Raw genomic sequence first — 14874 nt, 5'->3', positions numbered from 1 at the left:
TTGAAAGCTTATCCTTTCAGAGAACCGATCATAACGCCTTTAAGGAAATATTTTTGCAGGAACGGGTACAGCACGAGCACCGGAAGGCTCGACACGATAATGACGCCGTACTTCATCGTTTCGGCCATTTTGACAACTTCCGCCTGGTTCACAAGCCCGTCCACCATGCTCTCCGCCGCTTCGCCGCTGATCAATATTTTGCGAAGAATGATTTGCAGCGGTTGAAGCTCGTCGTCTTTCAAATAAATGAGCGCCTGGAAGTACGAGTTCCAATGCCCGACGGCGCTGAACAGTACCATTACGGCGACGATCGGCAGCGAGATGGGGAGCACAATTTGCAGGAAAAAGCGGGTATTGGAGCTCCCGTCCATCTTGGCCGCCTCAAGCAGTTCTCCCGGAACACTGCTTTGAAAAAACGTTCTCGTAATGATGATGTTGTAGGCGGAGACGGCATTCGGAAGAATCATCACCCATATCGTGTTGACGAGTCCCAAGCTTTTGACCAGCAAATAGGTCGGGATCAACCCGCCGCCGAAAAACATCGTAAATACGATAACGAACATAAACGCATTGCGTCCGGCCAAATCCGTTCTCGACAGCGCATAGCCGGCGGTTATCGTCAACACGACGTTCAAGCTTGTACCCAGTATCGTGTACAAGAACGAATTCCGAAACCCGAGCCATAGACTCGCGTCGGAGAAAATGCGTCGGTAGCCTTCCAGCGTCACGCCCCGGGGATACAGCGTCACCTTTCCCAAATTGACCAAATCCGGGTTGCTGATCGACGAAATGACGACGAAATAAAGCGGGTACAGCACGACTAGCAGAAGAAGGGACAAAAGCGCGTACGTGAAAGCGTCGAACGCTTTATCCGTTCGGGTGCGGCTTGCGATCATGTTGAGCCTCCTCCTTTTACCACAAGCTGGCCTGCTTCGTCTTTTTGGCCAATTGGTTGACCGAAATCAGCAGTATGAAATTGACGATCGAATTGAACAGCCCGATGGCGGCTGAATAACTGAATTGCGCGTTCATCAGACCCGCTTTGTACACGTAGGTCTGAATAATTTCCGAAGCGTCGATGTTGAGCTGGTTTTGCAGCAGATACACTTTTTCAAAACCGATGCTCATCAGATGCCCGACGTTCAAGATGAGCAGGATGACGATCGTCGGCATAATGGTCGGCAGGTCGATATGCCGGATGCGCTGCAATTTCGTTGCGCCGTCGACGACAGCGGCCTCGTGCAAATCCGGATTGACGCCGGATAACGCCGCCAAGTAAATAATCGCCGCCCAGCCGATGTTTTGCCAAATGCCGGAGAAGACATAAATGGTCTTGAACCATTCCGGACTGGCCATAAAAAAGACCGGATCGACTCCGAGCAGCACTAGAATTTGGTTCACCAGACCGTGCTTGGGCGATAAAAACAAATACAGCATGCCGGCGATGACGACGACGGAAATAAAATGCGGCGCGTACGTGACCGTCTGCACGATTTTTTTGAACCGTTCGCTCGTGACCTGATTGAGCAGCAGTGCGAGCAGAATCGGCGCGGGAAATGCGACAAGCAATTCGTACAGGCTGATGCCCAGCGTGTTGCGCATGACCGTAATGAATTGGTACGATTCGAAAAACCGTTCGAAATGCTCGAATCCGACCCACGGGCTGCCGGCAACCCCTTTTACCGCGATGAAATTTTTAAACGCAATTTGTACGCCGTACATCGGAACGTAGTGAAACAAAATAAAGTAAGCCAGCGTAGGAAGAATAAACAAATACAGCTCATAGTTGTGCAAGACGCGTTTCCAACCCGGGCTTCGCCGCAGCGCCTGCTTCTTCTGTGTTACCGGAGCCGAGTGCTCTATAGGTCTCGCTGCCAATCTTCCGCCTCCCTTCTTCCGTTGTGGATGGTTTCCGTTTCGCTTCTTATTGTAAAAAAGTTCCCGGCATCGCGTATATAAGCGCTTTCAACTGCCATATGCGAAATATGACCTGCGCATGAAGACAGGCTTGATGCAGTCCGGAATATGTCGGATTTGACCAGACCATATGCGATTTATGAAGCAGCGGAAACGCGAAAAAACCGGTCATTCAACCGGTTGGCGGGCTGCCCGCTTGCTGCCGCGTCATTTTCCTGTGTTCGCCCGGCGTCACGCCGACTTCCGTCTTGAACTTGCGAATAAAGCTCGATGTATCAAAATATCCGACAAGCTGCACAATCTCTTTAATGGAAGTATCGCTCTGCTCGAGCAGCTGTTTGGCGTTATGGATCCGGATCGTATGGACATAATCGGAGATCGTCTGTCCTGTATTTTCTTTAAAAAAACGGCTCAAATAAGAAGCGGATATCGCAAAATGACCGGCCATCGCCTGCACGGAAAAATCGAGGTGACGGCAATGATTGTGCAAATATTCAATCATGCTTTCAAGCAGACGCTCGCTCGGATGGCCCCGATGCTGCTGGACGGCTTGGCTCACATCGATGCAAGCTTTCGTAATCAGCTCGGCGAGTTCCTCAACGGTATGGAACTTCATCAGCGTCAACACGTCGGGCATCTGCCCGGTCAATTGCGGGAATTCGTTCTTCATCTCATCCACTGTCTGCATGACGGTATGGATGATGTCGAAGCATAAGCAGCGGGCTACGAACAAGGTCGTTCCGCCTTGCTTAATTTTATGGGTGAATTGCGCCAGCGTCTCGGCGATTTGCCGCGTTTTTCCTTCGCGCAGCAAATAGCTTAAGTGCTCCATTTCATAGCTGGAGTCAAACAATGTGGAAGCGTGGTCGGAAGCAACCTCGCGGAAATGAATGATTTTACCTGTCCCTTTAATGAACTTGTAATCAGAAGCCGTCGAAGCTTCAATAAACGAACGACCGAATTGCTTGAGCTCGCGGTACGGCTGTCCGACGCCGCATGTCAGCTTGACGCCGAAGTCCTGGAACACGGCTTCATGCCATTCCCCCATCCAATCGGACAACTCCTCCTCCGACCGACTCGTCGATATAAGAAAAATCATCATGTCGTTCCCGATGCTTTCTTTGCCGTAGACCGCAAGACCTTCACCCGACCGGCCGGTTATCGTGTCCGCTATCTGCTGCATCGCCGCGGACGTTATACCGGCGCCTTCCACCACAAACACCGCATAAGCCGGGTATTCAAGAGATACGCCGATTTCTTTGCCCCGTTCCTGCAGTTGTTCCTGCGTTTCAACTTCGCCTTTTAATAAATCGAGCAGCAATTGCTGGCCAATGGCGGAGCGGTTTTTTTCGAACTTTTGCCCAAGCTCGTCATTGGACAGCATGATCTTGTCAATGAGCGTGCGGACCGTATCGAGCTCATTGGTCTTCGCAATCGTCTTGCCCAGATGCATCTCCGCTAACTGAGCCAGCTTCTTGATCGGATTGTAATTGTAACGAAGTAAGGCATAAATGACGAGGCTGCCGAGAAGCAGTATGAAAAACAACGTGCGTAGCCATTTCGACACAACGTCATTGATCGGCTTCATTACATCGGCGACAGGCAGCACGTTGACGTAAGTCCATCCGGTTTGATCCGATTTCAGACGGGAGACGAAATATTTGTCATGATTCAGCTCCAGCACGGAGAACATGCTGCCCGTCGGCTCCAGAGCGCGGTACAGCTCTTCGTCTTCCGAATGCCCCTCCCCTTTGTAGGAAGTAACTACCCGGTTCTTCTCGTCGTAAATGATCGTATTGCCGGCGCGGGGATACGTTTCGTATTTCAAAAAATTCAGCAGCGAGCTTTCCTTAATGAGAAATAGGACGGTACCGTACGGATGAAGGCTTGAGGTCGGAATTGGAAGTAAGTAGCTGATATATCTTTCGTGCGCGGATGACATGAACAGGACGTCCTCCGCCGGCCGAAGCGTCGGTTTCGTAATCGAGTTCAAGTCGTGGCGAAATTGTTCCTCGGACCAGTTCCGGAAATGGTATATATCGTTAATGAAGTTCGGGAGACGATACGTGCTGACGGAAGAATACAGGCTCGGCTGTTCTCTGATGTAGAACAGAACCTCCTGAATAAAATCGTTGGATACTTTGTAATCGAGCAGCGGCTTGGTCTGGTACGCGCTGTAAAAGTCTTTCGTTACCGCATAAGGGGTTAAATCCGGATTGGCCGATATGCGGGCGGCGATCCGGTTCATTTCGAGGATCTTCGTGTCTACGCTCTCGCCCAGTTGGCTGAGCATTTCTTTGTTCGTCCATTCGACGTATTGATTGACAATTCCTTTCAACTGCATCGATCCGTTCACGCCGAGCAGCCCTACCGGGATCAGCAAGACGATGATATAGGAAACGAGATACTTATAAAAGACCGGGGCGATTGTTATCGATCTTCTCTGCATAGCTCTTCCTTCGCTAGTGGATTGGTTGATAGTCCAATTTTATCAAATGCCCCCGTTATTGTATATGCAAAGCGTAAATATATGTATCTGGAATGTTTCATATGGATAGAAAAGACGGGAAGCCCCGCTCATCCTTTACGGAAGGTCAGGGCTTTCCATGGCTTTATAGGCGGTTAATTCATAAATTTCAAGTATTGCAGCATGCGTTTCAGCATCGTGGCCGCCTGGGCACGCGTTGCATTTTGCCCCGGTTCAAAGGAGGTATCCGATACGCCTTGGATAATCCCCGTATCCACGGCCTTGGCGACCGACGCGCTTGCCCAGCTGCTTATCGACGTTCCATCGCTAAACTGAATAAGCTTTGCCGTAGGGCCATTCTTCTTATCAACAAGCTGGAGCGCCCTTGCGATCATCACAGCCATCTCTTCACGCGTCACATTCGCATTCGGCCGGAATTCATTGTTCTCGTAACCGCTAATCAATCCTTTCTCGGAAGCGACGGCGACAGCCGAAGCGAACCAGTCGCTAGCAGCTACATCATTGAATTTCGAAGTAACTTTTGCGTTATCCGCAAGTCCGGAAAGTCCAAGCGCCGTGACCAGCATGGTCGCGAACTGGGCTCTGGTGATTTGTGCATCCGGCGCAAAATTATGGTCATCCACTCCGCTCACTACCAGCTTCGTCGCAAGCAGCTCGACTTCGTTTTGTGACCAGTGGCCTTTCAAGTCGGGAAACGTCCTGCTCAGTTCTACGACGGTGTAGATGCTGTTGCTTTGGCTCATGATAGAAGCTTGCGTCTTGCCACCGGTTGTCGTAAATATCGTAGGCACGAAGTACATCGTTCCCCGGGCCGGATCGATGAGTACGCCGGTCGATTTGGATGGATCCACATTCCCCGTGACTTCTAACGTCCTTATTGCATATTCGCCGTTTAATTGCTTCACTTCGACTGTTTTGCCGGCTGCCGTGATTTGAATTGCGAAGTCATAACCCGCCGTTAACGGTTTGGCATTGCGCGCTGCGGCAATCGCTTTGACGCGGTCCGCTTCTTGACCGGATTGCGCTGCGAAGACGAAGGTGATGTTCATTTTCTCGACTTTCGTCCCCAGTTCCTTGGCTAGCGCTTCGAAGTTGAATGCTTTGAGAGGTATTTCGTAAGATACGCCGCCCACCCGCAAGGTGAGCTTGGAATCCGGTTTGTTTTTGCCGCCTTGCTGTAATGCTTCTGCTGGCAGCGAAACTTGAACAACAGGCTCGTTGCCGCTATATTCAAGCGTCACTTTATTATTGGTGTCATTCAAAGCGCTGAACGCGCTTGACAATCGGGATGCGTCTACTTCGAGCTTGGTTACCGTTCTCCCTGCTGCATCCTTGGCAGCAGACGTTTTGAATGCGTCGCTGCCGAGCGTGGCCGAACTCGCAGAGTTCGTTCTTGGAGCGGAACCGTAGAACACGCAATTCGAGCAGCTGTTGTTCGTTCTATCGGTTATCGTCACCTTTGTTTCTACTGATTTGTTTCCATAGGCGGCTGTAATGTTTGTTTCGCCTTTCACTTTACCTTCCAACAGACCTGAAGAGGAAACCGCCACAATATCTGGGCGACTACTCGTGTAAACAACACTTGCCGTTACATCCTTCGTAGTATTATCGCTGTACTTGGCGTTTACTTTTAATTGCACCTTGTCTCCCGCATAAAAAGTTGTCGGTATGCCGGTCATTTCAAGAGATGAGACTTCTGCTGGTTTATCGCTGATTGATACTCTGGTTGTCACCGATTTACCGCTTAAGCTTGCTGTAATGCTTGCTTCCCCTTTCGATTTCGCTTCCAATAAACCCGCGCTTGATATGTTTGCAGCACTGATTGGCGTAACCGTTAATGTAGCCAATGTTGTCACATCACTTATCGCATTGTCGTTGAAGGTAGCGGTTATTTTGAGCTGTGCTTTATCTCCCACAAAAAAGGTGCCTGTCGGGATACCGCTGATTGCCAATGAAGTTAATTCTGCTTTAACCTCAATATCCTGTTTTGCACTAAATCCCCCGTGCTTGGCCTCGATATACGTTTTCCCCGGCTTTAAGGCCTTCGCTTGCCCCGAAGTGTCAATAGAGACGATCGAGGGGTCACCGCTGGTATAAGTGATATTTAACGTCACTTCTTCTTCCGGTTTGCCATCGTATAATGCCTTCACAACAACTGTAGCTCCAGCACCTACGGACATTGTGGATGGAACATCAACCATTTTGATACCAGTGAAGGCGAATGGCGTAAGTTCAATTGTTGTAGATTTCGGTGTTTCGCTCCGATCTTTCACACCGGTTACCGCGAAATTGTATTTTGTTCCATTCGTCAAGCCCGCCACTGTATAGGAATAAGTGCTGTATGTTACTGTATACACCGAAGCAGAAACGGGGACATTGTTTTGGTATACCTTATATCCCAGTAAATCAATGCTCAATGGATTCCAACTTAAGGTAACCGACTTGTCGCCTGCGATACCCTTGAATCCGTTCGGACCTCCCTCATACTTGACTGAGACAGGCGCTGATTTCTCAGAGTTCAAGCGGCTTGTGTCCACAGCACTAAGTGTGAACCGATACGAATATCCATCTTCAAAGTCCGAGAATCTCAGGTGGATGCTTGTTTGTGTCGCATCAGCATCGATTCGTTTATCCGATATCGGCTTGTCCTCTTCTGTCGGCTTGGTTGCATCACCAAAATAAATTTTATATCCAGCCAAGTCTGCGTCCGTATTGGCTGTCCAGTGCAATATAATCTCCCCGTCCACAGAGCTGCCTGTTAAACCCGTCGGTTTCGCTGGCGCCCCCCCGTCTGTCGGGTATCCCGTCTTCATTACTACTCCGCTGCTTTCCCGCCCCTGACTTGCAGTAGTCAACTTAAATTGATAATCCACACCGTTTTCAAGCGCTGTTACATTAAAGCTATTCGTCCCTTTGGAAACGGTACCGATCAATGTACCATTCATATCGTAAATATTGATTTTGAAATCATTGTCGATATTCGGTTCTTTCCAGCTGATTAACACCTGCTTGTTTCCCCACACGGCCGTTGGATTCTCCACTTCGGTTAGCGGGATAGCGGATGGCTTTCCTACCGGTAAGGTTACACCAAAGCTGATTCCTTCAGTGATCTGATCATTTACCGTTTTCACCGTGAATGTATAATCATTTCCGTTCACAAGATCGTTAATGACCGCAGATGTCGTATCCGTGATCGGTCCAGCAACTTTTGTCCCTGATTGATCATAGATATTAATGTGTGTATAGTTGCTTGTTCCTCGCACAATCGGCGCTATCCAACTGATTGTCGCTTTACTATCCCCCCATGCCACGGTGGGATTGTTTATTTCAGGCAGTGGCAATTGCCCGTCACTCACTTGTCCAGGAGTGGAGGCGACTTTAACTGAGATCTTCTTCATAGCAATAGAACCATCTTTAGGGTATGAGTAATGAATCGCCTTATCGTCTGCTGTATCCTCACTGTTAAGACCAATGTAACTCGCTTTAACAATTCTTATATTGTTTTTATAAATAATAAGTGTTCTATTCATCGTATTATGCAAATTAACGCCAGTCCCAATCGCGACGGCAACAAGTTCTCTTTTGAGATCCGGATTTTTCGTCAATTGAAAATTGTAAAAATCGTCAAATGTGAACGGATTCGTCGATTGCTTTAACCATACCACCATGACTCCATAAGGAGGAATGGTTTTCTCAGCTTCAACCGCATCATACGTCCACGGGTTATCTTCTTTGTCCGTTTCGTTAAGTCCTTGTTGGTTAACGATCTTTAAATCTCCTAACCGTACAGTTTGATCGCTATTGTTGAACAACTCAATCATTTCGTAGGCTTCGTCATATTTGGGAGTTGCAATATTCTTCGCATTCGGAATGATCTCCGTAATGAATATCTCAGGAAGTGCAGCCGCCTTTGCAGTCTGTGGAGCAGCTATAAAGCCAAAACTTGATAATATCAATGAAACAAGTAAAGTGTGAATAATTGCGCGTCGTTGTTTAACTGTAAACATCGAGTTCCTCCTAGTATGGATAAAGAATGATAACTTTCGTTTAATTCGCCGTATAAAGCCCAAATAACAGAAACGTTCTATAATATATTTATTGTCAAACAGCCGAATGGACCATTCTTGCGATTTGCTTTAATTCAATCCTATTGATTTGGCCACATCAGCACTTATCGCCTTTTGCTCGACTAGCATCTGTGCCAGCGTCTTGTCAGAACCTTTCACCTTCGTCATCAAAGCTTCCAACGTTGCCGTCGCCAGCTCCGACATCGTAAAATCGACTTCGCTTGCCGCTTTGCCTAAGCCTATGGATGCAGCGAAGTCGAAGGTTTGCTCCCAGGAGAAATCCGTGCCGTATTTGTATCCGAGCGCCTCCAGCATCATTTTATAGTAGGCTTGGGCCGAGATAACGGTATTCGGGTCAAAGCGGTTGTCGCCGACGCCTTCCATTCCTAGCTCGGGATGGGCTTTTACATAAGCAAGAATAGGTATTGCCCACGAAGCCGATGACGCATCGCTGAAATTGTCTTCATCAGTAAACTTGGCGGCTTCCACCTCCAAGCCTTTCAAGCGCAAGTACATGACAGCTGCTTGAATTCTCGTCGGTGTTTTGGCCAAATATTCCGGCGTCACACCGTTTCCGTCACCTGTCAGCATACCGAGCTTGGCGGCTATTTCCACTGCATTGAGCGAAGGTTTCGCATCCGTTTTGTCCGCCGGCTTATCGTTAGGAACCGTCTTGGCCGGTGCTGGCGGCACCTGTTGCGCACTCAGCTTGCCCGGTGTGGATAAAGAATCCTTACCGGAGTCGATTTTTCTCATGTCAATGCTTCCGTCCGTCGGGTAAGCGAACTGAATGGCCCGGTCGTCTACAGTTTCCGTTGTACTGCCTTCGTAGGAGGCGCTGCTTATTCTCGTCCCATCCGCTTTGGCGACGATCACCGTTCTTTTCCCGGTATTCACAAGCCCCATACCTGAAGCAACCGCGATTTGCTCCGCCTTTAGATCCGGATTTTTTTCCTTATAAAATTTATAAAAATCATCGAAGGAAAACGGGTTTTTCTCCTGCTTAATCCATACGATCATAATACCGGAGGGAGGGATCACATTACTTGCATCGCTGCCCCAGTTCCATGGCGTATTCACTTTGTCTTTATCAGTAAAGCCATCCCTAATAATGATTTGTAAATCTCCCAGCTTCACATTTTGACCGCTATTGTTATACAGCTCGATCATTTCGTAAGCTTCGTCGTAATTGGCCGTAGCGCCTGGAGGTTTTACATTTTTTGCGTTTGGAATCATTTCGGTGATCATGATCGACGGAAGTGCAGCCGCTGCATTCGCCGGTTGAGGCACAGCCACAAAGGCCATGCTCGATGAAACGAATGTCAATACCAGGGCAGATGTGAACCGTTGTCGTAGTGTAGCCATCAATATCGATACCCTCCAATGGTCATTGCATATAAAAAAACAAAACGCTTGCATTTTTCCAACGTTTTGAGGCAGGGTCGTGCTTTATAAATATGTAATCGTTTAATAAAAGGAGTTGCCAAGAAGCATATGTACGCAAATCGTTTTGAGGAGGTGTTTGGAAGAATTGCAAGGAGAGCTTGATTGAATCCATTTAAATCATATCTAACAAAAATGCTGATCTGACTGCAATGTGCTGTATGTTTTTATCACCTCCTCCTATTTACACCCAGTATGTAGAAAAACGGCGGTCGAATATCCGGACATTTGATTATATTTGAACATATAATTGGAATATCCTTCCGAATTATAGCACGACCATTTCTTTTTTGTAAACGCTTTCTAAAGTCAAAAAATGTTAAATTTTGTTAACAAATGCTGTCGGCTTAACCCATTTATTTGATTGATGCAATCAAAAAAAGAAAGTCCCCCAACCTAATGAAAAGCTGGGGGAGCGCTTCTACATTCGTTTAGGCGTCGGCAGTCCGAGCACTTGCAGCGCATCGTGGAGCGTTTCCTGGAAACGCTGTGTCAGCCACAGGCGAAACAGCATCGTGTGTTGTTCGGCTTTGAGAATCGGGCAACTTGCATAAAAATGATTAAACAGCGTCGCCAATTCGTGTACATAAGAGCATAATATGTTGGGAGCCAGCTCCTCCTTCGCCGCTTCCAGTGTCTCCGGCCAATAAGCGATATACCGCATCAGGCTGTATTCCTGAGGGTCCAGCTCGTCGAACCCCTTCATCTCGATTTGCTCCGGAAGACCGGCCTTCGCTTTGTCCAAAATGCTGCACGCTCTGGCATACGAGTACAGCATGTAGACACCGGTATTCCCGGACACTTCCGTCGCCTGATTCAAATCAAACACGACTTCCGTCTGCAGATGGAATCGCAACAAGTAGTAGCGGATTGCGGCAGCGGCGATGGTGCGGCTGGACAAACCGGCTTTGCGGGACCGTTTCGCCTCGATGACCTGTTCCATGCGATCGAGAAAGTCGGCGGCTTTGATGCCGATGCCTTGCCTTCCCGACATCGGATACGAATGCTTCTCCTCCGTCGTGTCCACCCCAAGTCCGGCTGCCGTCTCCCGGCTGAGCGATACGACCCCGTAGCTGACATGGCGCAGCTGCTCCGCTTGTTCATGGAATCCGAGCGCTTGCAGCGCTTGCTTGACCATCGCTTGCGGATATTCCTGCCGATAATCGATGACATTGATGACGAGATCGGCATGACCGATCTTCCTGGAGGTTCCTTCCGGGTGGGTGGACCATAGCTTGTCGGCGAATTTTTTGTAACGAAAATCAGTGCCGAGCAGTCCGAACTTCCATAAATGGTAAGCGATATCTTTTGCCGTATAGGTCAAGATGCCGTTCGATCTTACCAGCACTTTGTCCGCCTGATAATCGGCGCCTTCTCCCGTCCCCGAGTCTCCTTCCCCATTCGGCTGCCTGAGCACCCAACATCCCGCAAGCTTGCCGTCCGTCTCCTGCTGAAACCTTGCCGTCGTTTGCAGCATGTCAAACGCGCGCGACCACAATCCTTCCCGGACGATGCTGCTTTCCCACACCAAGACATCGTAATCGATGCCGAACTGCTTCATCTCTTCCAGATGCTCACGTACGATTCGTTCTGCCACCAGCAGCCCCATCCAGGCGATGTTCGTATTTCCTTTCTCCAACTCATGCAGCACGGCGGCACGCTCATTTTGTAAAGCCGGAATTTCTTTATACGCCTTGTTTACTTTTGCGTACGTTTCCCAACAAAAATCGCCGAAGCGCGCAAAGCTTTGCTCCGTTGACGTATGCAGCATGCCGACAACCGTATCGGCCAGTTGATTCCCCAAGTCGTCGATGTAGTTATGCACCTCTACTTGATAGCCCGTTCGCTTCAATAGCCTCGCAAGCGTGTCGCCGATACACGAGTTCCGAAGATGCCCGATATGGGCCGATTTATTCGGGTTGATCGAAGTATGCTCGATCAGCACCTTTTTACGAGGCTGCCCGGAAGATTGTGCCGTGGTGCGTGTCTCATAACCGTACGCCCATTTTTTCCAGTCCACATACAAATTAATGAACCCAGGCGGAGCGACTTCAATTTTATAAAACAACGCTTGAATCGAAGCATCCCGCTCCAAGATGTCTTTCAGATCACTTGCAATGGCTGCCGGCGGTTTTCTCAAAGCTTTGGCAAGCAGCATGGCAATATTGGTGCTGTAATCCCCAAAGGTCATATAGTTCGGATGCTCGATCCCGATCTTGAGCCCTTCCGGCCGCTGCAAACCGGTCGCTTGGAACAATTCGTTTAAAGCGGACTCTACTGCACCTACAATCACATCGCTAATCTTCATCTTCAAGATCAACCCTCCTAAAAAAATAAAAAGCTCCCGTCTCCAATAAGAGACGAGAGCTATAATGATCCCGCGGTACCACTCTGCGTGTTAAGCCGCAACGGGCCCAACCACTCATGTTATAACGGTCCATGACCGGATTCGCCTACTGCCTGTTGTATTTCGGCAAACCATCTCCCGGGCCCGTTTCATCCTGGACAACCGTACCGGCTTGCACCAACCCGGCTCGCTGCGACTGCTTGTCACGGACTACTTTCCCGTTCATGAATATTCATGCTATTCACATCATGTCAATGCTTAGAAACATTTATACAGGATGGATCGTGAAATGTCAAGTGATGCGTGCCATACGTTTTCAGTTATTGCGTGGTGCTGCCTGCATCTATGACTTCCCCATCGCGGCTGCCTGCCGCTTTCTTGGTCACTTTGCGGCAGTGCCGATCAGTTCCCAGTCCGCAGCCGTAACATTGCCCATGTGCCATAAGGATACGCCCTTGAGCCCGTAGTATTTGGCCAGCCACAGCTTTTTGGCTATGCTTTCCGTATCTTCGTAATATATCAAGTGGCTGCCGCGCTCGTCCTGGAATACGATTTGCTTCAAATGATACGGCAAGCTCCACGTCTGCCCATCCGGCTGCGAGGCTAATCGCCGCTCCACCGCATCGATTTCCGGTTCGTAATAGGACGTAATTCCCTGCGAAGTAATCCACTGGTTCGCTTGCTTGGAAATGCCGAGGACCAGCTTTTCTTTGGGAATCGCGGCAAGCGCCTGCCGTACCGTATCGTTCACAAGCGGCAGCGGAGCGGAAGGCAGCTTGCTCCCTTGATCGGTAAAATCGTAAGCCATCAAAATGACCGTATCGGCAATGTCGCCGATTTTTTTCAGATCATACCCCTTGTAGTAATAGACGGGCGGAACGGCGACCGTTAACGAACGGTTCCCTAGCTTCGCTTTCAGCGCGGTAAGGAAAGCGGCATAATCGGCTGCGCTCGCTTCCTCCTTCAAGCCTTCAAAATCAATGCATACGCCCGTAAACGAATAACGCGGATCGTCCAGCGTTTGCATCAGCGAGTCCATAAAAGCCGATTGCGCCGCCGTATCTTTGACGAAATCTCGCAAATTGCCGCTGCCGTAATAGACCATCAGCTCGCTGCGAATATTCGCCGATTTGGCCGCTTCCGCCGCTTGCTCCCAGCCTTCCGGAATGCGGTACTCGGTATCCCCGGTTTGCAAACTCGCCTTGCCGGCCGCGTCATACTGCAAATGAGACCAACCGAATATTATGTTTGACAGGGAAGGCATCCGGTTTAGAGCCGAATAGGAGCGAATCGCATAAAAGCCCGTCACATCCAGCACTCGTTCTGCCGTTTCTTGATCTACCCAACGGTATATGATGGCGGCGGCTTCTTTGCGGGAAAGCGGGTCGCTCGGTCTAAAGCCGCTCTCGTCTCCTTCCATGATGCCTCGGTTTACGGCATAATACACATAAGGCGCGATCAATTCGGTGATTTGACGGCCGTCCTTGAATGGCTTTGCTTCTTTTTCGTTAGCCCATCCGGACTGCAGCCACAGGTTGCGTACCGACTCATCCTGCAAGTTCAATATCGTTGTTCCGATAAGCGCAGCTACTTCTTGTCTTGTGATCGGCTGTTCAGGATAAAACTTGCCTGACGCATCGGTCATAAAATCGATCCAATGATGCTGAGCCGCATAGGCGATATACGGATAAGACCATTGATCCGCAGAAAGATCCGACGGAGCCGGACCGGCCATATTCGACACATCCGCCCTTGTAGAAGCGACGGCCAGTTTGACGAAAGCTTCCCGCGACAACACCCCGTCAGGATTAAAAATGGCGGCGGATTCGCCGTTAATAATATCAAGCGCGGCGAGCGAGTATACATTGTCGTAAAACCAATCCGTTTGTTTCACATCCTGGAACGGTTTTAACTGCACATCGTAAGCAAATGCATTTCCCGTCATTGCAACAAATAGCAATAACACAAGCACGGTGATTCTTTTCATACGTCTGTCTCCTCTCCTGTCCCTCCTATTAGACGAAAGCGAATCGATAATAGTTTCATATAGGGACATGATGCCATTTGCCGAGTCACTTCAAAAAGAGCAGGCACGATTCGCATCGTACCTGCTCTTCTATGGATTCACGATTTCGCGAAATGCGTTACGGCTTCTTGATTACTTTCACTTCATAGTTGCCGTGGCTGGTGCTAATAATATGCTCCGGCTTTGGTTTGCCTCTGTTTTGTCTGTGGCCTTCCAGATGAACCTCGCTCGTCTCCCATTTCTTCCACGCTTCTTCCGATTCCCAGCGGATCATGACAATGACTTCTTCATCGCCTCTTCTTGCTTTCTTCACCATCACGTTAGCGTCGATAAAGCCTTCTTGCTGCTGCCTCGAGCGCGTTGCTCTCCATAAGGGAAGCAATCATCTTCATTCCACCTTTCCGCTATAAAAAAAACGGCCATAAAAAGCAAAAAAAGAGACCTGACGCCAAACAAGGCGGAGGTCTCCGGTTTATCCGGTAGATAACCATATATTCCGATGTGCTATGTATGAATTGAGTATAGCAACAATCTGCGTTTGTGTCAATGGACCATTCGAGCCAAAGATTTATAAATCATCAGCTAA

Annotated in this window: 7 protein-coding genes, 1 pseudogene and 1 other annotated feature; all 8 genes and pseudogenes read right to left on the bottom strand. The window is 49.1% G+C overall.

The annotated features are described in order from the left end of the window. Positions 1–8: 8 nt before the first annotated feature. A complete protein-coding gene (locus ACFQI7_RS09250; protein WP_218099480.1) occupies positions 9–896 on the bottom strand; it encodes a carbohydrate ABC transporter permease in 888 nt (295 codons plus the stop codon). Between the two features lie 16 nt (positions 897–912). Next, positions 913–1878, bottom strand: a complete 966-nt coding sequence (locus tag ACFQI7_RS09245; protein WP_377516766.1) for an ABC transporter permease — start codon at positions 1876–1878, stop codon at positions 913–915. Between the two features lie 211 nt (positions 1879–2089). Next, positions 2090–4366 (bottom strand): helix-turn-helix domain-containing protein, encoded by a 2277-nt coding sequence (locus tag ACFQI7_RS09240; protein WP_218099479.1) that lies wholly within the window; start codon positions 4364–4366, stop codon positions 2090–2092. 173 nt (positions 4367–4539) lie between these two features. Next, complete coding sequence (locus ACFQI7_RS09235; RefSeq protein WP_218099478.1) at positions 4540–8412, bottom strand: S-layer homology domain-containing protein; 3873 nt, start codon at positions 8410–8412, stop codon at positions 4540–4542. 129 nt (positions 8413–8541) lie between these two features. Then, a complete protein-coding gene (locus ACFQI7_RS09230; RefSeq protein WP_218099477.1) occupies positions 8542–9837 on the bottom strand; it encodes a hypothetical protein in 1296 nt (431 codons plus the stop codon). Positions 9838–10336: 499 nt separating this feature from the next. Next, positions 10337–12223, bottom strand: a complete 1887-nt coding sequence (locus tag ACFQI7_RS09225) for an arginine--tRNA ligase (RefSeq protein WP_218099647.1) — start codon at positions 12221–12223, stop codon at positions 10337–10339. 45 nt (positions 12224–12268) lie between these two features. After that, positions 12269–12497: a binding site (T-box leader), on the bottom strand. 147 nt (positions 12498–12644) lie between these two features. After that, positions 12645–14249 carry a glycosyl hydrolase family 18 protein gene (locus tag ACFQI7_RS09220; protein WP_218099476.1) on the bottom strand — a complete coding sequence of 535 codons (1605 nt, stop codon included), beginning with the start codon at positions 14247–14249 and terminating at the stop codon, positions 12645–12647. Between the two features lie 157 nt (positions 14250–14406). Beyond that, positions 14407–14637, bottom strand: a pseudogene (locus ACFQI7_RS09215) (antibiotic biosynthesis monooxygenase family protein); the annotation flags it as partial. Positions 14638–14874 lie beyond the last annotated feature (237 nt).

This window comes from Paenibacillus allorhizosphaerae, from assembly GCF_042659105.1.
Lineage (GTDB): Bacteria > Bacillota > Bacilli > Paenibacillales > NBRC-103111 > Paenibacillus_G > Paenibacillus_G allorhizosphaerae.
The sequence above is the reverse complement of the archived record's forward strand: the minus strand, read 5'-3'. Positions and strand labels throughout refer to the sequence as shown.